Annotated in this window: 23 protein-coding genes and 1 pseudogene; 18 read left to right on the forward strand and 6 right to left on the reverse strand. The window is 63.2% G+C overall.

Annotation, left to right across the window (positions count from 1 at the left end):
• Window positions 1-111: 111 nt before the first annotated feature.
• From ACQ4LH_RS20725 to ACQ4LH_RS20810, 18 genes and pseudogenes are all read left to right on the forward strand, one after another.
• Window positions 112-1,008: pseudogene (locus ACQ4LH_RS20725) on the forward strand (response regulator); the annotation flags it as partial.
• A gap of 75 nt (window positions 1,009-1,083) precedes the next feature.
• On the forward strand, window positions 1,084-1,680 hold the full coding sequence (locus ACQ4LH_RS20730) for a MarC family protein (protein WP_430698921.1): 597 nt from the start codon (window positions 1,084-1,086) through the stop codon (window positions 1,678-1,680).
• Between the two features lie 192 nt (window positions 1,681-1,872).
• Complete coding sequence (gene atzF, locus ACQ4LH_RS20735) at window positions 1,873-3,675, forward strand: allophanate hydrolase (protein WP_430698922.1); 1,803 nt, start codon at window positions 1,873-1,875, stop codon at window positions 3,673-3,675.
• Between the two features lie 4 nt (window positions 3,676-3,679).
• Window positions 3,680-4,411, forward strand: a complete 732-nt coding sequence (locus ACQ4LH_RS20740) for a GntR family transcriptional regulator (protein WP_430698923.1) — start codon at window positions 3,680-3,682, stop codon at window positions 4,409-4,411.
• A gap of 97 nt (window positions 4,412-4,508) precedes the next feature.
• A complete protein-coding gene (urtA, locus tag ACQ4LH_RS20745) occupies window positions 4,509-5,774 on the forward strand; it encodes an urea ABC transporter substrate-binding protein (RefSeq protein ID WP_305590412.1) in 1,266 nt (421 codons plus the stop codon).
• Between the two features lie 115 nt (window positions 5,775-5,889).
• Window positions 5,890-7,461, forward strand: coding sequence for an urea ABC transporter permease subunit UrtB (urtB, locus tag ACQ4LH_RS20750; protein ID WP_430698924.1), 1,572 nt, complete (start codon window positions 5,890-5,892; stop codon window positions 7,459-7,461).
• Window positions 7,461-8,552, forward strand: coding sequence for an urea ABC transporter permease subunit UrtC (gene urtC / locus ACQ4LH_RS20755; RefSeq protein ID WP_322949365.1), 1,092 nt, complete (start codon window positions 7,461-7,463; stop codon window positions 8,550-8,552). Before urtB ends, urtC begins: the two co-directional genes overlap by 1 nt.
• Complete coding sequence (urtD, locus tag ACQ4LH_RS20760; protein WP_430698925.1) at window positions 8,552-9,403, forward strand: urea ABC transporter ATP-binding protein UrtD; 852 nt, start codon at window positions 8,552-8,554, stop codon at window positions 9,401-9,403. The genes urtC and urtD overlap by 1 nt, the downstream gene beginning before the upstream one ends.
• Window positions 9,404-9,450: 47 nt before the next feature.
• Window positions 9,451-10,149, forward strand: a complete 699-nt coding sequence (urtE, locus tag ACQ4LH_RS20765) for an urea ABC transporter ATP-binding subunit UrtE (protein ID WP_430698926.1) — start codon at window positions 9,451-9,453, stop codon at window positions 10,147-10,149.
• 63 nt (window positions 10,150-10,212) lie between these two features.
• Window positions 10,213-10,629: a hypothetical protein gene (locus ACQ4LH_RS20770; protein WP_430698927.1), complete on the forward strand. Its 417-nt coding sequence runs from the start codon at window positions 10,213-10,215 to the stop codon at window positions 10,627-10,629.
• On the forward strand, window positions 10,626-11,459 hold the full coding sequence (locus ACQ4LH_RS20775) for an urease accessory protein UreD (RefSeq protein ID WP_430698928.1): 834 nt from the start codon (window positions 10,626-10,628) through the stop codon (window positions 11,457-11,459). Before ACQ4LH_RS20770 ends, ACQ4LH_RS20775 begins: the two co-directional genes overlap by 4 nt.
• Window positions 11,459-11,761, forward strand: a complete 303-nt coding sequence (ureA, locus tag ACQ4LH_RS20780) for an urease subunit gamma (protein ID WP_007907366.1) — start codon at window positions 11,459-11,461, stop codon at window positions 11,759-11,761. Before ACQ4LH_RS20775 ends, ureA begins: the two co-directional genes overlap by 1 nt.
• Window positions 11,762-11,916: 155 nt before the next feature.
• Window positions 11,917-12,429, forward strand: coding sequence for an N-acetyltransferase family protein (locus tag ACQ4LH_RS20785; RefSeq protein WP_430698929.1), 513 nt, complete (start codon window positions 11,917-11,919; stop codon window positions 12,427-12,429).
• A complete protein-coding gene (locus ACQ4LH_RS20790) occupies window positions 12,429-12,959 on the forward strand; it encodes a GNAT family N-acetyltransferase (RefSeq protein WP_430698930.1) in 531 nt (176 codons plus the stop codon). The genes ACQ4LH_RS20785 and ACQ4LH_RS20790 overlap by 1 nt, the downstream gene beginning before the upstream one ends.
• Window positions 12,956-13,264 carry an urease subunit beta gene (locus tag ACQ4LH_RS20795; protein WP_430698931.1) on the forward strand — a complete coding sequence of 103 codons (309 nt, stop codon included), beginning with the start codon at window positions 12,956-12,958 and terminating at the stop codon, window positions 13,262-13,264. Before ACQ4LH_RS20790 ends, ACQ4LH_RS20795 begins: the two co-directional genes overlap by 4 nt.
• Before the next feature lie 101 nt (window positions 13,265-13,365).
• Window positions 13,366-15,066: an urease subunit alpha gene (ureC, locus tag ACQ4LH_RS20800; protein ID WP_430698932.1), complete on the forward strand. Its 1,701-nt coding sequence runs from the start codon at window positions 13,366-13,368 to the stop codon at window positions 15,064-15,066.
• A gap of 69 nt (window positions 15,067-15,135) precedes the next feature.
• Window positions 15,136-15,627 (forward strand): hypothetical protein, encoded by a 492-nt coding sequence (locus tag ACQ4LH_RS20805; RefSeq protein WP_430698933.1) that lies wholly within the window; start codon window positions 15,136-15,138, stop codon window positions 15,625-15,627.
• 365 nt (window positions 15,628-15,992) lie between these two features.
• Window positions 15,993-16,283 carry a hypothetical protein gene (locus ACQ4LH_RS20810; protein ID WP_430698934.1) on the forward strand — a complete coding sequence of 97 codons (291 nt, stop codon included), beginning with the start codon at window positions 15,993-15,995 and terminating at the stop codon, window positions 16,281-16,283.
• Between the two features lie 35 nt (window positions 16,284-16,318).
• Here ACQ4LH_RS20810 and ACQ4LH_RS20815 read toward each other — a convergent pair whose 3' ends face one another.
• The 6 genes from ACQ4LH_RS20815 to ACQ4LH_RS20840 all read right to left on the reverse strand — a co-directional run bounded on the left by ACQ4LH_RS20815 (window position 16,319) and on the right by ACQ4LH_RS20840 (window position 21,327).
• Entirely contained in the window at window positions 16,319-16,585 is a 267-nt protein-coding gene (locus tag ACQ4LH_RS20815; protein WP_430698935.1) for a DksA/TraR family C4-type zinc finger protein, read from the reverse strand.
• A gap of 93 nt (window positions 16,586-16,678) precedes the next feature.
• Window positions 16,679-17,542, reverse strand: a complete 864-nt coding sequence (locus ACQ4LH_RS20820) for an isocitrate lyase/PEP mutase family protein (RefSeq protein ID WP_430698936.1) — start codon at window positions 17,540-17,542, stop codon at window positions 16,679-16,681.
• Between the two features lie 133 nt (window positions 17,543-17,675).
• Window positions 17,676-18,674 carry a type II secretion system F family protein gene (locus ACQ4LH_RS20825; protein WP_430698937.1) on the reverse strand — a complete coding sequence of 333 codons (999 nt, stop codon included), beginning with the start codon at window positions 18,672-18,674 and terminating at the stop codon, window positions 17,676-17,678.
• A 72-nt stretch (window positions 18,675-18,746) separates the two neighbouring features.
• A complete protein-coding gene (locus tag ACQ4LH_RS20830; RefSeq protein ID WP_430698938.1) occupies window positions 18,747-19,502 on the reverse strand; it encodes a substrate-binding periplasmic protein in 756 nt (251 codons plus the stop codon).
• A 53-nt stretch (window positions 19,503-19,555) separates the two neighbouring features.
• The gene (locus tag ACQ4LH_RS20835) at window positions 19,556-20,323 is read right to left on the reverse strand and encodes a substrate-binding periplasmic protein (protein WP_430698939.1); all 768 of its coding nucleotides are present in this window, start codon (window positions 20,321-20,323) and stop codon (window positions 19,556-19,558) included.
• A gap of 104 nt (window positions 20,324-20,427) precedes the next feature.
• Complete coding sequence (locus tag ACQ4LH_RS20840) at window positions 20,428-21,327, reverse strand: substrate-binding domain-containing protein (RefSeq protein ID WP_430698940.1); 900 nt, start codon at window positions 21,325-21,327, stop codon at window positions 20,428-20,430.
• Between the last annotated feature and the right edge of the window lie 170 nt (window positions 21,328-21,497).

Consider the following 21,497-nt stretch of genomic DNA (forward strand, 5'->3'; position numbering starts at 1 on the left):
GTTCTCCCCCCGCCAGCTGGKMCCCCTGWGGGAGGGCGAGTYNCGGCRCCCAGRGCGGCRGNCMGCCGGGGCYCGCCCCTGGGGCKGCCCCKGCCGCKGGCCSCCCCCCGCCTGGAACAGCCAACCGCCGACCTCGACGCCTCGCTGCAAGGCGCGCGCCTGCTGGTGGTGGACGACAACGACACCTGCCGCAAGGTCCTAGTGCAGCAGTGCAGCGCCTGGGGCATGCAGGTCAGCGCCGTGCCGTCGGGCAAGGAAGCCATGGCCCTGCTGCGCACCAAGGCGCATCTGCACGAGTACTTCGATGCGGTACTGCTCGATCAGGACATGCCCGGCATGACCGGCATGCAGCTGGCCGCGCGGATCAAGGAAGACGCCAACCTCAACCACGACATTCTGGTGATCATGCTCACTGGCATCAGCAATGCGCCGAGCAAGATCATCGCGCGCAACGCCGGGATCAAACGCATCCTGGCCAAGCCGGTGGCCGGCTACACCCTGAAGACCACCCTGGCCGATGAGCTCGCACAGCGCGGCAAGGGCGATTCGCCAATGTTCAGCCCGGCGCCACAGAGCACGCCACTGAACGTACCCGGCGACTTCCGCATTCTGGTGGCCGAAGACAACACCATCTCCACCAAGGTGATCCGCGGCATGCTCGGCAAGCTCAATCTGCAGCCCGACACTGCCAGCAATGGCGAAGAGGCCCTCAGCGCGATGAAGGCCCAGCAGTACGACCTGGTGCTGATGGACTGCGAAATGCCGGTGCTCGATGGCTTCTCCGCCACCGAGCAGCTGCGCGCCTGGGAAGCCGCCGAACAGCGCGCACGCACCCCGGTGGTGGCGCTCACCGCGCACATCCTCAATGAGCACAAAGAGCGCGCGCGCCAGGTTGGCATGGACGGGCATATGTCCAAGCCGGTGGAAATGTCGCAACTGCGCGAGCTGATCGAACACTGGGTCGCCGAACGGGAAATCCGCCGCCAACGCGACGCCCTGCCTTCCTGAGGATACGGCCGGGATTGCCCGGCAGCCTCTAGACTCTTACCCTGCCAACCATCTTTATCGAGACGAGTCCTTTCCATGGCGTCCGCGCTGTTCAGCCTGTATTTGAAACTGCTGGTGCTCTATAGCCCATTCTTCGTGCTGTCGTGTTTTATCGGCCTGAGCCGCGGCTACACCGTCAAGGAGCGCAAGCGCCTGGCCTGGAAAGTCGCGCTCGGCGTGCTGATCGCCAGCGTGCTGCTGTACCTGTTCGGCAAACACATCTTCACCCTGTTCGGCATCACCATCGACGCCTTCCGCATCGGCGCGGGTAGCGTGCTGTTTATCTCGGCCCTCGGCATGGCCCAGGGCAAGTCGGTGGTGCAAAGCGACAACGTGCAGCAGGACGTGACCATCGTGCCGCTGACCATCCCGCTCACCGTCGGCCCCGGCACCATCGGTGCGCTGCTGCTGATGGGCGCCAGCCAACCCGACTGGGGCGACAAGGCCGTGGCCTTGCTGGGCATCGCCCTGGCCAGCCTCACTGTGGGCGTGGTGCTGTATATGTCCAACCAGTTCGAGCGTCTGCTCGGCGATCAGGGCCTGCAGATCGTCAGCCGCCTGATGGGTCTGTTTGTCTGCGCCCTGGCCGCGCAGATCATCTTTACCGGGGTAAAGAACTACCTCGGCCTCTGACCTCGCCCGGATGCGCTTCGGGCTGCACCATAAGCTGGCAACCGGCCCCGCTGCGGTGCACAAACCGTCCTGCGCCGCCCTCTGAAAAGCCGCAGCAAGCGGCTAAGCCATTGAAATAGATCAACTTGGCAAACCTGGCACCGGGCTTGCTCTGGCCATTCCATTACTTGGATACAAGATGGAATTCAGAGCATGTCCAACGCCCCTATCGCCTTCACCCTCGCCGACTGGCAACAGACCTACCGCGACGGCCAATCGCCCGCCGAGCTGCTGCATAGCCTGCGCCTCGAGCTGAGTACGGCGGATAACGCCTGGATCGCCCTGGCCAACGAAGCGCAGCTCAATGCCCAGCTCGATAGCTTGTCAGCGCTACTCGAAGCCGCCAACGGCGAGCTAAGCAAGCTGCCACTGTACGGCGTGCCCTTTGCCATCAAGGACAATATCGATGCCGCCGGCTGGCCCACCACCGCCGCCTGCCCGGAGTTCGCCTACACCGCTGCGGCCGACGCCACGGTGGTGGCCAAGCTGCGCGCCGCTGGCGCCATTCTGATCGGCAAGACCAACCTCGACCAGTTCGCCACCGGCCTGGTCGGCACTCGCTCGCCTTATGGTGCGGTGAACAACAGCTTTAACCCGGACTACGTCAGCGGCGGTTCCAGCTCCGGCTCGGCCAGCGTGGTGGCGCGCGGTCTGGTGCCCTTCTCGCTCGGCACCGACACCGCCGGCTCCGGCCGTGTGCCGGCCGGCTTCAACAATATTGTCGGGCTCAAGCCGAGCAAGGGCTGGCTGTCCAACAATGGCCTGGTGCCGGCCTGCAAGACCCTCGATTGCATCTCGGTATTTGCCCTGACCGTCAGCGATGCCCTGAGCGTGGCGCAGATCGCCGGAGGCTATGACGCAGCCGATCCTTACAGCCGCAAGAACCCCAACAGCGCCAAGGTCGGTATGCCGGCCAAGCCGCGCCTGGCAGTACCGAGCAACCCCGAGTTCTTTGGCGATACGCAGAACCAGGCGGTGTTCGAGCAGGCCCTGGGCAAACTGCGCGAGCTGGATGTGCAGTTGGTAGAGATTGATTTTGCACCCTTCCAGCAACTGGCCGAGCAGCTCTATTACGGCAGCTGGGTTGCCGAGCGCACGGTGGCGGTGGAAGGCGTTAATCCCGACCATATCAACCCGGTGGTGCGCGGCATCGTCGAGAACGGCCATAAATACAGCGCCTGCGATGCCTACAAGGCCGAATATATCCGCGCCGAACTCAGCCGGAAGATCAACGATATCCTGGCCGGCTTCGATGCCCTGGTCGTACCAACCTCGCCAACCATTCGCAGCCTCGCCGAGATGGAAGTCGAACCGGTGCTGTTCAACAGCCAGTTCGGCACCTACACCAACTTCACCAACCTCGCCGACCTGTCGGCCCTGGCTGTACCCGCCGGTTTGCGCGCCGACGGCCTGCCTGCCGGTATCACCCTGATCGCCCCAGCCTGGCACGACCAGGCACTCGCCGCCTTTGGCCAGCGCTGGCAGCAGGCGCTCAACCTGCCGCTGGGGGCCACCGGCAAAGCGCTGCCCGCACAAACGCCGAGCGACAAATCAGCCCCCGGCAGCGTGCGCGTCGCCGTAGTCGGCGCGCACCTGACCGGTATGCCGCTGAACTTCCAACTCACCAGCCGCGACGCCGTATTGGTTGAGCAAACCACCAGCGCCGCCACGTATCGCCTGTACGCCCTGCCCGGCACCGTACCGCCAAAACCGGGGCTGGCGCGGGTGGCCGAGGACGGCGCGGCGATCATCGTCGAGCTGTGGGATATCCCCCAGGCGCGCTTTGGCGAATTTGTCGCAGAAATCCCCACGCCGCTGGGTATCGGCAATCTGCAGCTGGCCGATGGCCGCTGGGTCAAAGGCTTTATCTGCGAGCCGTACGCGCTTGAGGGTGCCCGCGATATCACCAGCTTCGGCGGCTGGCGCGCGTTTATCGCTAGCCAGCAGCAGGGCTGAATCCATGCAGCTGAGCGGCACACCCAGCACCGGCAAGGAGCGCCCGGACAACCTCGCCGAGCGCATCTACCAGCAGCTCAAGGACGACATCTTCGAGTTCCGCCTGCTGCCCGGTGATCGCTTCTCCGAAGGCGAGATCGCCGAACGCATGGCGGTCAGCCGTACGCCGGTGCGCCAGGCGCTGTATCGGCTGCAGCGCGAGGATTATCTGCAGGTGTACTTCCGCAGCGGCTGGCAGGTCAAGCCGTTCGACTTTGCGCATTTCGAGGAGCTGTACGAGGTGCGCATCGTCCTCGAAATGGAAGCCGTGCGGCGGTTGTGTGAACGCCCCCAAGACGAGCAATCCGCCGCACTGGAGCAACTCAAGCGCACCTGGTTGGTGCAACCCGAGCAGCGCTTGCAGGACGGGCGCGAGGTTTCGCACCTGGATGAGCGTTTTCATTGCCTGTTGGTCGAGGCCACCGGCAACCGCGAGATGGCCCGCCTGCACGCCGAGGTCAGCGAGAAAATCCGCATTATCAGGCGCTTGGACTTCACCCAGGGCCCGCGCGTGACGGCCACTTACGACGAACACGGACAAATTCTCGCGGCGATTCTGTCGCGCCGATGCGAAGAGGCACAGCTATTGCTCAAGACCCATATAGAGGTCAGCAAGGCGGAAGTGCGCAAGATCACCCTGCACATGCTGCATAGCGCGCGTCAGCGCACCATGCCGGCACCAGAGGTGAAGACCTGAGGTGAAGACCCTAGGGGGCGGAACCTGTTTTAACTGCCAGACAAACAACTAAAAACCAGCAGCTCAAACACTTAAGTTCGTGAATGGAGATCGCACCATGCAACGTCGCAATCTGATCAAGGCCTTTACCCTATCCGCTTCCATCGCCGCCATGGGCATGACCTGGACCGTGCAAGCCGCCGAGACCATCAAGGTCGGTATCCTGCACTCGCTGTCCGGCACCATGGCCATCTCGGAAACTTCGCTGAAAGACATGGCGTTGATGACCATCGACGAAATCAACGCCAAGGGCGGCGTACTCGGCAAGCAACTGGAGCCGGTAGTGGTCGATCCAGCCTCGAACTGGCCGCTGTTCGCCGAACGCGGTCGCCAACTGCTGACCCAGGACAAGGTCGACGTCACCTTCGGCTGCTGGACCTCGGTGTCGCGCAAATCCGTACTGCCGGTCTATGAAGAACTCAACGGCCTGCTGTTCTACCCAGTGCAGTACGAAGGCGAAGAAATGTCGCCGAACGTCTTCTACACCGGCGCAGCGCCAAACCAGCAGGCCATTCCGGCGGTCGAGTACCTGATGAGCGAAGACGGCGGCGCAGCCAAGCGCTACTTCCTGCTCGGCACCGACTACGTCTACCCGCGCACCACCAACAAGATCCTGCGCGCCTTCCTGATCAGCAAGGGCGTAGCTGAAAAAGACATCGAAGAGGTCTACACCCCGTTCGGTCACAGCGACTATCAAACCATCGTCGCCAACATCAAAAAGTTCTCTGCCGGCGGCAAGACTGCGGTGATCTCCACCGTTAACGGCGACTCCAACGTGCCGTTCTACAAGGAGCTGGCCAACCAGGGCCTGGAAGCCACCGACGTTCCCGTCGTGGCCTTCTCCGTGGGCGAAGAAGAACTGCGCGGCATCGACACCAAGCCACTGGTCGGCCACCTGGCCGCGTGGAACTACTTCCAGTCCGTGGAAAACCCGGTCAACACCGAGTTCGTCGCCAAGTGGAAGGCCTACGCCAAAGCCAAGAACCTGCCAGGCGCCGACAAGGCCGTAACCAACGACCCGATGGAAGCCACCTACGTCGGCATCCATATGTGGGCCCAGGCCGTGGAAAAAGCCGGCACCACCGACGTCGATAAAGTACGTACCGCCCTTTACGGCCAGACCTTCGCCGCGCCAAGCGGCTACACCCTGACCATGGACAAGACCAACCACCACCTGCACAAGCCGGTGATGATCGGTGAAATCCAGGAAGACGGTCAGTTCTCCGTGGTCTGGGAAACCAGCAGCCCGGTCCGCGCCCAGCCGTGGAGCCCGTATATCGAAGGCAACGACAAGAAGCCGGATTACGCGGTCAAGTCGAACTAAGCACCTGCAAGTAAGCCCGGATGTAATCCGGGAACGCCCTGCCCGGATCGCATCCGGGCCAAGGCTTGCCCTCCGCAGCGGCACGTTGCGGAGGGCATTCCCAAAGGACTGCCCTATGCCCACTGCCTTTACCCGAATTCTGCTGAGCCTGCTGTTGCTGCTTCCTATGGCCGCGCAAGCAGGTGACGCCCAGAACTTTGTCGCCGCCAACCCGGCCAAGCAGGCCAGCCTGCTGGAGAGCTGGTCCGCCGCGCCGGATGCTGCGCGCCTGCCGCTACTCGAAGCCCTGCAACAAGGCCGCGTCGCCGCCGACAGCACCAAAACCGCCTTTATCGAAGTAAGTGGCGTTTATCAGCCAGCCGAAGGCGAAGCTGTGCCCACTGAAACACCGCGCAAACTGCGCCTGAATAACCGCCTGCGCGGCCTGATCAGCACCGCCATGGCCAGCCACCAGCTGCTGGCCGACGATCCGGCGCTGCGCCTGGCCGCCGCGCAGCAATTGCAGAAGAGCGCCAAGCCGGCGCAGCTGCAACTGCTTAACGCCCAGGTCGCCAGCGAAACCGATGATGCGGTGCGTGATGCCCTGACCCTGGCCCTGGCCAACCTGCAGCTGGTCGACAGCGACCTGGCCGTGCGTCTGGCGGCCGTGCGCCTGCTCGGTGAAACCGGCGACCCGCTGGCCCGCACCCGCCTGGAAACCCTGCTAGACCCGGCCGTGGAAAGTGACCCGACGGTACGCACCGCCGCCGAAACCAGCCTAGCCCAGGTCAAACGCAAACTGCTGATTGGTGAGCTGCTCGGCCAGGCCTTTAGCGGCCTGTCGCTCGGCTCGATTCTGCTGTTGGCCGCGCTGGGCCTGGCCATCACCTTTGGCCTGCTCGGCGTGATCAATATGGCCCACGGCGAGATGCTGATGCTCGGCGCCTACTCCACCTATATGGTGCAGGTGCTGTTCCAGCGTTTCGCCCCGGAAGCCCTGGCGCTCTACCCGCTGGTAGCGCTGCCGGTAGCGTTCTTCGTCACCGCCGCCATCGGCATGGCGCTTGAGCGCACGGTGATTCGCCACCTCTACGGTCGCCCGCTGGAAACCCTGCTCGCTACCTGGGGCATCAGCCTGATTCTGATCCAGCTGGTGCGGGTGATCTTCGGCGCGCAGAACGTTGAAGTGGCCAACCCCTACTGGCTGTCTGGCGGCATTCAGGTGCTGCCGAACCTGGTGCTGCCGTACAACCGCATCGTGATCATCGGCTTCGCCCTGTTTGTGGTGGTGCTGACCTGGCTGCTGCTGAACAAGACCCGCCTGGGCCTTAACGTCCGTGCCGTGACCCAGAACCGCAATATGGCGGCCTGCTGCGGCGTGCCGACCGGCCGGGTAGACATGCTGGCCTTCGGTCTCGGCTCCGGTATCGCAGGTCTCGGCGGCGTGGCCCTGAGCCAGATCGGCAACGTCGGCCCGGACCTCGGCCAGAGCTATATCATCGACTCCTTCCTGGTGGTGGTGCTCGGCGGTGTCGGCCAATTGGCTGGCAGCGTAATGGCCGCGTTTGGCTTAGGCATCGCCAACAAGATTCTCGAACCGCAGATCGGTGCCGTGCTCGGCAAGATCCTTATCCTCGCGCTGATCATTCTGTTTATTCAGAAACGCCCGCAAGGTCTGTTTGCTTTGAAAGGACGGGTGATCGACTGATGACTATGCCCCTCAACCAAACCCTGCTGGCGCGCGCCAGCGCCAAGCTCGGCCCGCAAGTCTCCATCGCCATCGGCCTGCTGGTGCTTACCCTGCTGATCGCCATGCCGCTGCTGCACCTGCTGCCGGCGGACAACGCCCTGCATGTGTCGGCTTATACGCTCACCTTGGTCGGCAAAATCCTCTGCTACTGCATCGTCGCCCTGGCGCTCGATCTGGTCTGGGGTTACGCCGGCCTGCTGTCGCTCGGCCACGGCCTGTTCTTCGCCCTCGGTGGTTATGCCATGGGCATGTACCTGATGCGCGAAGCGGCCGGTGACGGCCTGCCCGCCTTTATGAGCTTCCTCGCCTGGACCGAGCTGCCCTGGTACTGGTACGGCACCAGCAACTTCCTCTGGGCGCTATGCCTGGTGGTGCTGGCCCCTGGCTTGCTGGCGCTGGTGTTCGGTTTCTTCGCCTTCCGCTCGCGGATCAAAGGCGTGTACTTCTCGATCATGACCCAGGCGCTGACCTTCGCCGGCATGCTGCTGTTCTTTCGCAACGAAACCGGCTTTGGCGGCAACAACGGCTTTACCAACTTCAAAACGATTCTGGGCTTCGACATCACCTCGGCGCACACCCGCGCGGTGCTGTTTCTCGCCACCGTGGCGCTGCTGGTTGCCAGTCTGTACCTGGGCTGGACGCTGGCGCGCAGCAAGTTCGGCCGCGTGCTGACAGCGCTGCGCGATGCGGAAAACCGTCTGATGTTCTGCGGCTACGACCCGCGCGGCTACAAGCTGTTTATCTGGGTGCTTAGCGCAGTGCTCTGCGGCCTGGCCGGCGCGCTGTATGTGCCACAGGTGGGCATCATCAACCCCAGCGAAATGTCGCCCACCAACTCCATCGAAGCCGCCGTGTGGGTCGCCCTCGGCGGACGCGGCACACTGATCGGCCCGCTGCTCGGCGCCGGTTTGGTCAACGGCATGAAGAGCTGGTTTACCGTGGCCTTCCCCGAGTACTGGCTGTTCGCCCTGGGCTTTCTGTTTATCGTCGTGACGCTGTTCCTGCCTAAAGGCGTGATCGGCTTGTTACGCAAAAAAGGAGAGCAATGATGCGCGCCACTCCGGTACCCGAATTTATGCTCGAACCCGCCTTTGACCCGTCCGGCAGCGGCCGCGATGCGATAGGGGCAAGCACCTTGGCGAGCAAGGGCCTGAACGTTCGTCACGGCACCATCCTGACCCTGGAAGATATCAACGTCAGCTTCGATGGCTTCAAGGCGCTGACTAACCTGACCCTGTATATCGGCGTCGGTGAACTGCGCTGCATCATCGGCCCCAACGGCGCCGGCAAGACCACCATGATGGACGTGATCACCGGCAAGACCCGCCCGGACAACGGCGTCGCCTACTTCGGTGAAACCCTCGACCTGACGCAGATGAGCGAAGTGGAAATTGCCCAGTCCGGCATCGGTCGCAAGTTCCAGAAGCCGACTGTGTTCGAAGCGCTCAGCGTGTTCGAAAACCTCGAATTGGCGCAGAAAACCAACAAGTCGGTATGGGCCAGCCTGCGCGCCAAACTCAGCGGAGAGCAGAAAGACCGCATCGATGAAGTGCTGCAGACGATCAAGCTCGACACCTCGCGCAATCGCCCGGCCGGGCTGTTGTCCCACGGCCAGAAGCAGTTCCTCGAGATCGGCATGCTGCTGGTGCAGGACCCGCAACTGTTGCTGCTCGATGAGCCGGTGGCGGGCATGACCGACGCCGAAACCGAGTTCACCGCCGAGCTGTTCAAGTCCCTGGCGCGCAAGCACTCGCTGATGGTGGTCGAGCACGATATGGGCTTTGTCGGCAGCATCGCCGACCACGTCACCGTGCTGCACCAGGGCAGCGTGCTGGCCGAAGGCTCGCTGGAGCAGGTGCAGGCTGATGAACGGGTGATTGAGGTTTATCTGGGCCGCTAACGCCGCGATGACGACCGTCCAAACTCCACAGAATTGAGAGCCTGAACATGCTGCAAGTTGAGCAACTGCATCAGTACTACGGCGGCAGCCATATCCTCCGCGGCCTGTCGTTCGAGGCCAAGGTCGGCGAAGTTACCTGCCTGCTCGGCCGCAACGGCGTGGGCAAAACCACCCTGCTGAAATGCCTGATGGGCCTGATCCCGGCCAAACAAGGCGCAGTCAACTGGGAAGGCCAGCCGATCACCGCCTTCAAACCGCACCAGCGCGTGCACGCCGGCATCGCCTACGTGCCCCAGGGCCGGGAAATCTTCGGCCGCCTGACCGTGGAAGAAAACCTGCTGATGGGGCTTTCACGCTTCCCCGGCAGCGAAGCCAAGGTGGTGCCGGAGTTTATCTACGAGCTGTTCCCGGTGTTGCGCGAGATGAAGCAACGCCGTGGCGGCGACCTCTCCGGCGGCCAGCAGCAACAGCTGGCCATCGGCCGCGCGCTGGCGAGCAAGCCGCGCCTGCTGATCCTCGATGAACCCACCGAAGGCATCCAGCCCTCGGTGATTAAGGAAATCGGCGTGGTGATCAAGAAGCTCGCTGAGCGCGGTGATATGGCCATTCTGCTGGTCGAGCAGTTCTATGACTTTGCCGCCGAGCTGGCCGATCAGTACCTGGTAATGAGCCGGGGCGAGATCGTCCAGCAGGGCCGTGGCGAGACCATGGAAACCGACGGTGTTCGTGGCCTGGTCGCAATCTGAATGGCGACGCCGCACCTGCACTTTGCGCATAATCAGGCTTTCGCTCATGGACTCGAGGCCCCAATGCCACCCCTGCGCACGCTTCTTCTCCCGCTTACCGCACTGGCCGGCATCGCTCTGCTGATCTGGGCCGGTAGCCTGCCGGATTACTGGATGCTGCGCGCCATGCCGGTCGGTAGCGAAGCGGTGTATCCGCTCAAGCCGGTGCTGATCTTCTGCGCCATCGTTCTGGCCGAATGCAGCGTGCTGCTGGCGGTATTGCGCCCGCGATCCTATTGCCGCTCCTGGGGCCGCGCCCTGTGTGCCAGTGTGCTTGCCCTGGGCCTGGCGCTGTTCTGGATCCAAGGAATTCTGCATGCCCCGCCCTACTACGGCATGCACCTGCAATGGTGGTTAGTGGTCAGCCTCGGGCTGGTGCTGCTGAGCGCTTATTCCGCAGTTCAGGCCTGGCGCCGTCGCAGCAGCAGGGTCGCGGCGTGAACGCACCCGCCACCGTATTTACCCCCAGCTGGCACGCCGAGCTGGAGCTGGGCTATGGCCGCGATGGCGACTGCACGCGGCCGACATTGCGCCGGCATAAAGGCCCGCTGCGGGTGCAGAAGCACCTGTATGCCGAAGGCCCCGAGGTGTGTCAGCACATCATCGTCCACCCCCCCGGCGGCATCGCCGGTGGCGATCGCCTGGATATCTCGGCCAGCGTTGGCAGCGGTGCGTGGGCACAGTTGACCAGCCCCGGCGCAGCCAAGTGGTACCGCGCCGCCGGCCCGGCTTACCAGAGCCTGAAACTGCGCGTGGAAGCCGGGGCCACCCTGGAATGGCTGCCGCAGGAAACCATCGTCTACGCCGCCGCCCAGGCCGAACTGACCACCGATATCGAGCTGCACGGCGATGCCAAACTGCTCTACTGGGATATCGTCGCCCTCGGCCGCCCGGCCAGTGGCGAACGCTTCGATAGCGGACACTTCCAGGCCCAGCTGAATATCCGCCGCGACGGCCAGCTGCTCTGGCACGAACGCCAGCGCGTGGTCGGCGGCGATGGTCTGCTCGACTCGCCCATCGGCCTGGACGGCAAACCGGTCTTCGCCACCCTGCTGATAACCGGCGAAATCGACAGCGAACTACTGGAGCACTGCCGCAGCCTGAACACTCAGGTGCGCGGTGATTTGACCCAATTACCTGGCCTGTTGGTGGCCCGCTGCCTGGCCAGCGAGACCCTGCACGCCCGCGCCTGGCTGATCGAACTCTGGCACCTGCTGCGCCCGGCCCTGCTCGGCCGCACCGCCGTGCCCCCACGTATCTGGAGTACCTGATGGACCTGACCCCGAGAGAAAAAGACAAACTGCTGATCTTCACCGCCGGCCTGGTCGCCGAGCGGCGCCTGGCCCGTGGAGTGAAACTCAACTACCCGGAAGCCATGGCCTATATCTCCGCCGCCTTGCTCGAAGGCGCGCGTGACGGCCAGACCGTGGCCGAGCTGATGCACTTCGGCACCACCCTGCTGAGCCGCGAACAGGTGATGGAAGGCATCCCGGAAATGATCCCGGAAATCCAGGTCGAGGCCACCTTCCCGGACGGTACCAAGCTAGTAACCGTCCATCAGCCGATTGCCTGAGGAAATTACCCAATGCCTACTGCGCTTGCCCATGCGGCGTTGCAAGCCGTCTCGGATTGCTCATTGACAGACGTCAACTCCGCATCCTCGCCGACTTGCGCCTTGCCTGAGCGGCGCTCGCTACGGTCTTGGACGACTTCCTGGAGACACGAAGAATGATTATTCGCGATGCCCGCGACGACGACCTGGAAGCCATCCGCGCCATCTTCAATGACGCCGTGCTCAACACCACGGCGATCTGGATGGACGACATCGTCGACCTGGCCAACCGCCAGACCTGGTTGGCCGCACGCCGCCAGCAAGGCTACCCGGTGCTGGTGGCGGTAGACGCCGACGACAGCGTGCTCGGCTACGCCGCCTACGGCGATTGGCGGCCCTTCGACGGGTTCTGCAACACCGTGGAAAACTCCCTGTACGTGCGCGCCGACCAACGCGGCCGTGGCCTCGGCGTGCTGCTGCTCGGCGCGCTGATCGAACGCGGCAAGGCCGGCGGCAAACACGTGATGGTTGCCGCCATCGAGAGCGGTAACCTCGCCTCCATCGGCCTGCACCAGCGTTTCGGTTTCAGCATCACCGGGCAAATGCCCCAGGTCGGCCGCAAGTTCGGCCGCTGGTTGGACCTGACGTTTATGCAGCTGATGCTGAGCCCCGAAAGGAGTGCGCCCTGATGCTGAGCATCGAACGCCTCGACGCGGCTGACTTTGAGTCTTATCGCCAAGGCCTGCAGGCCCTGCTGCTCGACTCCGTGGCGCATGGCGCCTCGGTGGGCTTTCTCGCCGATCTTGATGCTGACGCGGCCAACGTCTATTTCGACCAAGTCCTGACAGGCATACGCGAGGGCACTCACCTGCTCTGGCTGGCCTGTGAGCAGAGCCAGGTGCTGGGCAGCGTGCAACTAGTGCTGTGCCAGAAACCTAACGGCCTCAACCGCGCCGAAGTGCAGAAGCTCCTGGTACACAGCAACGCCCGCCGCCGTGGCATCGCCAACAGCCTGATGCAGCGCCTGGAAGGCGAAGCGGCCGAGCTGCAACGCGGCTTGCTGTACCTGGACACCGAAGCCGGCAGCGACGCCGAAGCCTTTTACCAGGCCCAGGGCTACACCTGCATCGGTGGCCTGCCTGACTACGCCTGCGGCCCTGACGGGCAGTACCGCGCAAACGCCATCTACTACAAAACCTTGTCGAGGCCACAGTCATGATTCCCGGCGAATACCAGATTCAGGACGGCGAGATCGAACTCAACGCCGGCCGCCGTACCCTGCGCGTGACCGTGGCCAATAGCGGCGACCGGCCGATTCAAGTCGGCTCGCACTATCACTTCTTCGAAACCAATGATGCCCTGACCTTCGACCGCGCCATCGCGCGAGGTATGCGCCTGAATATCCCGGCCGGCACCGCCGTGCGCTTCGAACCGGGGCAGAGCCGCGAAGTCGAACTGGTCGACCTGGCCGGCCATCGCCGCGTATTCGGCTTTGCCGGACGGGTGATGGGCGAGCTGGATTAAGCACACCCACAGGGGAATGCGCTCACCGGTAGCAGCGGGTTTGCCCGCGAAAGTGAGCTCAGCGAACGGTTGCAAACCCAATTGAATCTGAAGGCGAACCCATGAAAATCTCCCGCCAAGCCTATGCCGATATGTTCGGCCCCACCGTCGGTGACAAGGTGCGCCTGGCCGATACCGAGCTGTGGATCGAAGTGGAGCAGGACTTCACCACCTACGGTGAGGAAGTGAAGTTCGGCGGCGGTAAGGTGATCCGTGACGGCATGGGCCAGGGTCAGCTCTGCGCGGCGGACGTGGTTGATACGCTGATCACCAATGCGCTGATCATCGACCACTGGGGCATCGTCAAGGCCGACGTCGGCTTGAAGGACGGGCGTATTGCCGCCATCGGCAAGGCCGGCAACCCGGATATCCAGCCCGACGTGACCATCGCCATCGGCGCCGGCACCGAAGTGATCGCCGGTGAAGGCATGATCCTCACCGCCGGTGGCATCGACACGCATATCCACTTTATCTGCCCGCAGCAGATCGAAGAGGCGTTGATGAGCGGCGTCACCACCATGATCGGCGGCGGCACCGGGCCGGCCACCGGCACCAATGCCACCACCTGCACCTCCGGGCCTTGGCACATGGCGCGCATGCTGCAGGCCGCCGACGCCTTCCCGATGAACCTGGGTTTTACCGGCAAGGGCAACGCCTCCTTGCCGGAGCCGTTGATCGAGCAGGTCAAGGCCGGCGCCATCGGTCTCAAGTTGCATGAAGACTGGGGCACCACCCCGGCGGCCATCGACAACTGCCTCTCCGTGGCCGATGAATACGACGTACAGGTGGCGATCCATACCGACACCCTCAACGAGTCCGGTTTTGTCGAAACCACCCTGGCCGCCTTCAAGGGCCGCACCATCCACACCTACCACACCGAAGGTGCTGGCGGCGGTCATGCGCCAGATATCATCAAGGCCTGCGGCTTCCCTAATGTGCTGCCGAGCTCGACCAACCCGACCCGACCCTTTACCCGCAATACCATCGACGAGCATCTGGACATGCTGATGGTCTGCCATCATCTCGACCCAAGCATCGCCGAGGACGTGGCGTTTGCCGAAAGCCGTATCCGCCGCGAGACCATTGCCGCCGAAGATATCCTGCATGACCTCGGTGCGTTCTCGATGATCAGCTCCGACAGCCAGGCCATGGGCCGCGTTGGCGAGGTGATCACCCGCACCTGGCAAACCGCCGACAAGATGCACAAACAGCGCGGCCCACTGGAAGGCGACGGCCCCGGCAACAGCAATTTCCGGGTCAAACGCTATATCGCCAAATACACCATCAACCCGGCGATCACCCACGGCATCAGTCATGAAGTCGGCTCCATCGAAGTGGGTAAGTGGGCCGATCTGGTGCTCTGGCGCCCGGCCTTCTTCGGCGTTAAACCGACGCTGATTCTCAAAGGCGGTGCGATTGCCGCGAGCCTGATGGGCGACGCCAACGCCTCGATCCCGACGCCACAGCCAGTGCACTACCGACCGATGTTCGCCAGCTATGGCGGCAGCCGTCACGCCACCAGCATCACCTTTATCAGCCAGGCGGCGTTTGATGCCGGCGTACCCGAGCAGCTCGGATTGAAGAAGAAGATTGGCGTGGTCAAAGGCTGCCGCGAGGTGCAAAAGACCGACCTGATCCACAACGACTACCTGCCGAATATCGAGGTGGACGCGCAGAACTATCAGGTCAAGGCCGACGGCCAGCTGCTCTGGTGTGAACCGGCCGACGTACTGCCGATGGCGCAGCGCTATTTCCTTTTCTGACCTGCGGCACGGGGCAATCACCGCGCGCGGCTAGACTGAAAAATCCAGTACTCGCGCGGGAGGTGCCCCATGTACCGGTTATCGACACAGCCGAGCCTATTCGGCTACCTATTGCTGCTCAGCCTGCCACTCGCGCAGGCGCAAACCGTGACGCCCTTGCAGGGCCAGAACCAGCAACAGATCCAGAGCGATATCGCCGCCTGCCAGGCCCAGGCCGGCACCACCCCGAGCAGCACAACGACCAGCAGCAGCGACGACCGCGGCGGCGAGCGCTTACGCGGCGCTGCCAAAGGCGCGGCGGTCGGAGCAGCAGCGGCGCAGATACGCGGCAACCGGCATGACGAGATCTATGACCGAGTGGATGACGATATCAAGCAGGAGTACCGGCAGAATAAGGCCCGCGATGCCGCCGCCGTCGGCGTGGTAGTCGGCGGCTCGCGCCAGCGTCAGGACCGCCGCGAAGACCGGCGCAACGCCGATGCAACCGCCCAGGCTCAGAGCAACGCAAGTCAGGCCTACGCCAACTGCATGAGCGGCCGTGGCTATTCAGTTACCCCCTGAATAGGCATGCGTAGAAACCACTCCAGGCCGAAGCCGGCAAAAAATCACCTTTTTACCGGCAACCCGCTGCCGGATAGCGAACCTTATCCGGCAAGATTGCTAGCCTCTCGTGGCAATAAGTCTTCTGTTTCAGTGAGTTAACAATTTGGCGCAAGTTTTGCTCTGCACTGGGCACATTGACCATGTCGAAAGGTGCCGCCATGAGAATTGATGCAGGAGCAACTTACCCATCCGCCAACCCGCGCGCGCAAACGCCTAACCCAGGCAGAAACGCAGACGCGTCGTTCTCGGCGGTGCTTGCTACAACCGCCTCGAGCGCGACGCAAACCACGGTGAGCGGGAGCACACCAACTGACTTCAGCAGCATGACCCGCCAGGACCTGCGCGATTGGACCAATGGTCAAATTCGCAGCGGGGCAATGTCACTCGATGACAGCCGAGCGTTTATGGCCATGAGCATGAAAATACCGGTAGGGGGCGGCCAGGGTGGTGAACTGCCGGCCGCAAGCGACAGCACGCGCCACGACTTTACGCAGAAGACCCGCGCCGGCATTGAAGGCGCAGCAGCGCGTAACGACGCGGCGACTTTGAAAATGCTGCAGTCGGCCATGTCGATCATGCACAGCCAGACCGGCAGCGTGGATATTCGCGCCTAGGTTTGGTTGGGTCGTAGACTTTGCGGCGCGAGCCCTCAGCGCAGCTGACTGTCCTTGCTGCCCCGGCGGTTGTAGCCGCTGAATTTGGCCTGCTCCTTGTCGTGCTCGGTCTGACAGGCCACGCACAGGTGCACGCCGGGGATGGCTTTGCGCCGGGCTTCGGGGATTGCCGCGCCGCACTCTTCGCAGTGCATCAGGCTCTCGCCGCTCGGCAGCTGGCTGCGCGCACGCTGGATGGCATCCTCGATGCTGCTGTCGATCTGTTCCTGTACCGCGCCGTCATTTGCCCAGCCACCGGCCATGGCAACCTCCGCTGATAATTCACGCTTAACGCAGGTATGGGCCGCTCGAGCCTGGTTTACAAGCAGGTCTGACCAGCGGCGGCTGACGTAGGACTATTCCTTCACGTCCATAAATTTTTCGGCCCAGACGAAATACTCCTCGGGCAGGGTGTATTTCAGCGCGAGTTCCGAGGCGTTGAGGTCGCAGGCATCGACGCCGCGCTGCTCACGCAGACAGTCGTAAGTCGCCTTGATCGCCGCGAAGTAGGCGGCGTGACCGTTGACCACGATGCGCACACCGAGGCTGGCTAGGCGGGCGTTATCGCGCAGCGACGGGTTGCCGTAAGTCACCAGCATCAACGGCACGCTGAGGTGCGCAGCAATCTGCTCCAGGTGAGCAAAATCTTCGACCCCGACAATGCAGATGGCATCGGCACCAGCCGCCTGATAAGCCTGGGTACGACGAATAACCTCGCTGACATCCAGTACACCGGCATGGGTGCGAGCGATGATCGCCAGGTCCGGATCAACTCGCGCCTCCAAGGCTGCGCGAATCTTGCCAACGCCCTCTTCCACGCTAATCAGGTCGGTGGATTTGCGTCCGAACTGCGCCGGTAGCAGGGTGTCTTCGAGGGTCAGCGCGGCAATCCCGGCGCGCTCCAGTTCGACCACGGTGCGCATCACGTTGAGTGCATTGCCGTAGCCGTGGTCGGCATCGGCGATCACCGGCAGACGGCTGACCCGGCCAATACGGGTAGCCTGCTCGACAAACTCGCTCAGGGTAATCAGGGCGAAGTCCGGCGCTGCCAGAACTTGTAGTGAAGCTACAGAACCGCCCAGGATGCCCACTTCAAAACCCAGGTCGGCGGCAATTCGCGCAGCCATGGGATCGAACACGGAAGCCGTGTGATAGCAGCTATTCGAAGCAAGAAGCGCGCGGAATTGTGCGCGAAGGTCGTGATGCGAGGCTCTTTGCATAAAATGCACCATCGGTCAGGGTCAGTTCTGGGCAAGCAATTATGTAGCAAAACTACAAATACAGTCATGTAGTAAAACTACATAGTCGACCAGCAACCTTGCACCCGCCTTTCAGTCCGCGAACAACCAGCCCCTAAAGCAACTCTGCCGGCAAACGTGGCCCAAAGCCTGCACCAGTTAAAAGCCCATAGGCCATCCACAGCATCACGCCGGCATACAGCAAACGTGGCAACCAGGTGGCCAGCTGTTCGGTCAGGCTATCCAGCTTCTGGGTTTCCACCCCGGCGTAGTTAAGCAGGCTGGCCGGCAGGGTGCCGCTGGCCTCGCCCGTGCGGATCAAGCCAAGCGCCAGCCCCTGGCCAGGAAAATCCACAGACGCCAGCGCCTGAGCCAGCCCCTGGCCGCGCTGAATAGCCATTTGCACTGTGCTGAAGCGTTTGCGCAGCGGCGCATGACTGATCACCGCGCAGGCCTTGAGCAAGGCCTCAAGCATGGGCATGCCAGCCTCCAGCATCAGTCCCAGGCTGTCGAAGAAATCCCGCAGATTACGCCGCAGCAGCGCGGGGCCGACGATCGGCAAGCTCGCCAACAGACCATCAAGAGGCGAAGCCGCACCAGCCGGCGCGTGCTCACGCCGCAGATAAAGCCCACGGCCCAGACCATACAGAGCCCCCAGCACCAGCAACGGCCACAGTACGCCCCACAGATAACCAGCGATGCTCAGCTGACCGCCGACCAACGCCGGCAGCGGCTGAATAAACAGCGCCAGCACCAGCACGGCCGCCGGCATCAGCAGGCGCGACTTCACGGCGGCAACCTGTTGCGCCCGGTGGTTATAACGCTCGGCCAGCCGCTGGTAGATCGCCGCCAGGCAACCACTGGCCTGGGCGGCGCGCAACAGAGTGCTGTCCAGCTGGGTAAACAAGCCACTGCGCAGCCCGGCACTGGCCATATCGCTACCGCCCGCAATCTGCGTTTGCAGGCTGGCCAGCGCAGCCCTGGCGCACGCCGGCACTTGCATACTGAGCAGCGCCCGCTCGACCGGCACACCGGCTTTTTCCATCGCCGCCAGATGGCTGAACAACTGCGCGCGCGCAGCAAAATCAAGCATGACAGGACGTGGCGCGGGCATAGGCAGGCTCAGCGAGATGGGAACGACACAACAGCCGCCAGGTTAGCAGGCCGCGCAGCCCGGAGCAGCGGACTATTCAGTGGCCGTCGGCAACTCGGCATACGGCAACCAGCGGCGAAAGATCAGCGCAAAGCTGCCGTCCTGATGCATGGCATCGAGGGCGCGCCGCCAGCGCTCGACCAGCGCAGCATCGGTTTGCGGGGAGAAGGCGATGTAGTAGGCCGAACGCATAAAAGGCAGATGCGCCTGCACCTGATCCGGGCGCAAACCGCCGCTGGCCAGTTCGTCCTTGAGGGTCAGGTCTTCGGTGGCGATCAATTGCACCCGTTCATGCTTGAGCATGGTCACCATATTCTTCGAGCTGGCGACCCCGTAGAGATTCTTGAAGCCGCGCGCACTGAGGGTCTCAAAGGTGTACCACTGTTTCGGCACCGCCAGCGGCCCGCTCTCGGCCGCCTGCTGCAGATTGTCGAAACGCAGGTTGCGCGATTTCAGCGAGTAGAAGCTGGTAGTGCCGATCAGCAGCGGACCGACCCACTGGAACTTGGCCTCACGCTCTGGCGTACGCACGGTGGAGAAGATCGCCGTATTGGGCTCCTGCTGAGCCAGGTGATAACCGCGCGTCCAGGGCAGCAGCTCAATCGTGCCGGCATCACCGGTACGCTCGATCAGCGCGCGCACCACATCCACGGCCAGGCCGTGCAGCTCGCCATCACGGCTAAAGCTGGTCGGCGGTGCTTCCTCGGTGAGCAAATGCAATTCGGCAAACGCCGGCCCGGCCAGACAGGCCAGCAGCAAGAGCAGCAGCGCGCGGCATGGTTTCAGCAAAATGGGTTCTCCCGGTACTGGCTTCAGACTAGCTCAGTGCAGGGCAAGCCGCGTTACTGCGCCAAAGGCTCGCCAGGCGCAGGCATGGCGAAGGGTTGCGCAAACCAGCGCTGGTGAATGCGCTCCAGGCTACCGTCGCGCAGCAGCTCATCGAGGGCCTGCTGCCATTGCTGGACCAGGGCCGGATCGGTGCTTTTGGAGAAGGCGATATAAGAGTTGTTGCCCATCAGGGTGAACTGCAACTCGACCTCATCACGGCGCATGCCTTGCTGCGCGAGCATGTCATCCAGGGCCAGGTTGTTGGCCACCAGCAACTCGACACGGCCGTGCTTGAACATCTTCATCATGTGCTGGGGCGTCGGTACGCCGTAGAGGTTCTTCAGGCCCCGGTCGCTGAGGTATTCATAGGAGTACCACTGCTTGGGTACTGCCAGGGTGGTGAACCGTTCGACATCCTTCAGCGTGCGCACATTCAACCCAGCACCGCGCCGCGCATAGAAGCTGGTATGCCCGCGGGCAATCGGCCCGACCCACTGGAACAGCGCCTCGCGCCGGGCGGTACGCACCGTGGAGAACAAGCCGCTGTTAGCCTCACGCTGCACCTGATGGTAACCCCGCGTCCAGGGCACCAGCTCTATGCGCGTGTCCTGCCCGGTACGCTGCACCAGCAGCTCGACCACTTCCACCGCCATACCGGTCAGCTTGCCATTCTCGAAATAGCTCAGCGGCCGGTATTCCTCGGTATACAGGCGCAGCTCAACCGCCAGCGCCGAGGTACAGCAGCCAAGCAACAACACAGCAAACCAGGACTTCAACCGCATTGGGCAATACCTGCAAAACATAAGAGCAACGGGCCGAAACGCAGGATGATAAACAGCCATCGGCCTACCAGCCAGCCCAGCTCTGCGGCAAATCAGCGCGAGGGCTATGGGTTGCCGGACAGCTCAAACTCGCGGGCGCGCTGCCATTGCGCGAGGTTCTCGCGATTGACCTGCTTGACCTGCAGCGCAACGCTCACCGGTTGCGCCAGCAGCTCACCACGCAAGCTTTGCGCCGCCAGTTGCACGGCCTGATAACCGATGGCGTGGGCTTGCTGAATCATCAGGCTGTGGATCTCGCCCTTGCGCAACGCCTCGATCAGCACCTGATCACCATCAAAGCCGACATGCAGTAACGCCCCCGCCTTGCCGAGCCGACGCAGCGCTGCCAGGGCCGCGCGCGAACTGGTGCTGTTGGGGGTAAACACACCGGCCAGCTGCGGCAGCTGCTCACGTAGCGCATCCACCGCGGCCTGACTGTCATCGCCGATATAGGTATCAATCAGAATATTCAGTCCGCCCTCTTCCGCGCCCTGACGAAAGCCTCGCTCGCGCTCGCTGGTCGAGGGCACACCGGTCTGCAAGCGCAACAACGCAACCTTGCCCTGCCCGCCGAGGGCTGCCGCCAGCACTTGGCCAGCCTGCACACCGGCAAGGAAGTTATCGGTGGCGATCACACCGCGCACTGCACTGCCGGGCAGATCACGGTCGAAATACACGGTATTGATTCCACTGACTGCCAACTGCTGCACGCGCGGCGCAATCTCGGGGCCGCTGGGGGCGATCACCAGCGCCTTGCAGCCATGCGCCACCACCCAATTGATCATCTGCAGCTGGGTTTCCACCCGCCCCTCACGGCTCGGCCCGCGAAAATGCACGTCCAGATCAAGCGCCCGACCCGCCTGTCGCGCCCCCGCCTCCACCTGCACCCAGAAGGGCGTGGCTCCCGCCGCGACTACACCGATACAGTCCTTTGCCAACGCCTGAGTAGCCCAACTGGTCAACACAACTAATAGCAGTAGCAAAGRTCTCTTATACACACCGACGAATGGAACGCGGGGGGGGGCGGCGCCGCGCGGCAGGTATTTAAAAGGGACCCCGCCCCGGCCGCCCCTGCCGCCCCCCCGCCTCCACCGACACCCAGAAGGGCGTGGCTACCGCCGCGACTACACCGATA

The organism is Pseudomonas peli, assembly GCF_050563605.1.
GTDB lineage: Bacteria > Pseudomonadota > Gammaproteobacteria > Pseudomonadales > Pseudomonadaceae > Aquipseudomonas > Aquipseudomonas peli_A.

What these genes read in the sequence shown, in the direction of transcription:
- ACQ4LH_RS20795 (WP_430698931.1), top strand. Translation starts at nt 12,956, where the DNA reads ATGATTCCCGGCGAATACCAGATTCAGGACGGCGAGATCGAACTCAAC.
- ACQ4LH_RS20785 (WP_430698929.1), top strand. Translation starts at nt 11,917, where the DNA reads ATGATTATTCGCGATGCCCGCGACGACGACCTGGAAGCCATCCGCGCC.
- ACQ4LH_RS20740 (WP_430698923.1), top strand. Translation starts at nt 3,680, where the DNA reads ATGCAGCTGAGCGGCACACCCAGCACCGGCAAGGAGCGCCCGGACAAC.
- ureA (WP_007907366.1), top strand. Translation starts at nt 11,459, where the DNA reads ATGGACCTGACCCCGAGAGAAAAAGACAAACTGCTGATCTTCACCGCC.
- urtE (WP_430698926.1), top strand. Translation starts at nt 9,451, where the DNA reads ATGCTGCAAGTTGAGCAACTGCATCAGTACTACGGCGGCAGCCATATC.
- ACQ4LH_RS20805 (WP_430698933.1), top strand. Translation starts at nt 15,136, where the DNA reads ATGTACCGGTTATCGACACAGCCGAGCCTATTCGGCTACCTATTGCTG.
- urtD (WP_430698925.1), top strand. Translation starts at nt 8,552, where the DNA reads ATGCGCGCCACTCCGGTACCCGAATTTATGCTCGAACCCGCCTTTGAC.
- ureC (WP_430698932.1), top strand. Translation starts at nt 13,366, where the DNA reads ATGAAAATCTCCCGCCAAGCCTATGCCGATATGTTCGGCCCCACCGTC.
- atzF (WP_430698922.1), top strand. Translation starts at nt 1,873, where the DNA reads ATGTCCAACGCCCCTATCGCCTTCACCCTCGCCGACTGGCAACAGACC.
- ACQ4LH_RS20815 (WP_430698935.1), bottom strand. Translation starts at nt 16,585, where the DNA reads ATGGCCGGTGGCTGGGCAAATGACGGCGCGGTACAGGAACAGATCGAC.
- ACQ4LH_RS20790 (WP_430698930.1), top strand. Translation starts at nt 12,429, where the DNA reads ATGCTGAGCATCGAACGCCTCGACGCGGCTGACTTTGAGTCTTATCGC.
- ACQ4LH_RS20820 (WP_430698936.1), bottom strand. Translation starts at nt 17,542, where the DNA reads ATGCAAAGAGCCTCGCATCACGACCTTCGCGCACAATTCCGCGCGCTT.
- ACQ4LH_RS20810 (WP_430698934.1), top strand. Translation starts at nt 15,993, where the DNA reads ATGACCCGCCAGGACCTGCGCGATTGGACCAATGGTCAAATTCGCAGC.
- urtB (WP_430698924.1), top strand. Translation starts at nt 5,890, where the DNA reads ATGCCCACTGCCTTTACCCGAATTCTGCTGAGCCTGCTGTTGCTGCTT.
- urtA (WP_305590412.1), top strand. Translation starts at nt 4,509, where the DNA reads ATGCAACGTCGCAATCTGATCAAGGCCTTTACCCTATCCGCTTCCATC.
- ACQ4LH_RS20770 (WP_430698927.1), top strand. Translation starts at nt 10,213, where the DNA reads ATGCCACCCCTGCGCACGCTTCTTCTCCCGCTTACCGCACTGGCCGGC.
- ACQ4LH_RS20730 (WP_430698921.1), top strand. Translation starts at nt 1,084, where the DNA reads ATGGCGTCCGCGCTGTTCAGCCTGTATTTGAAACTGCTGGTGCTCTAT.
- ACQ4LH_RS20835 (WP_430698939.1), bottom strand. Translation starts at nt 20,323, where the DNA reads ATGCGGTTGAAGTCCTGGTTTGCTGTGTTGTTGCTTGGCTGCTGTACC.
- urtC (WP_322949365.1), top strand. Translation starts at nt 7,461, where the DNA reads ATGACTATGCCCCTCAACCAAACCCTGCTGGCGCGCGCCAGCGCCAAG.
- ACQ4LH_RS20825 (WP_430698937.1), bottom strand. Translation starts at nt 18,674, where the DNA reads ATGCCCGCGCCACGTCCTGTCATGCTTGATTTTGCTGCGCGCGCGCAG.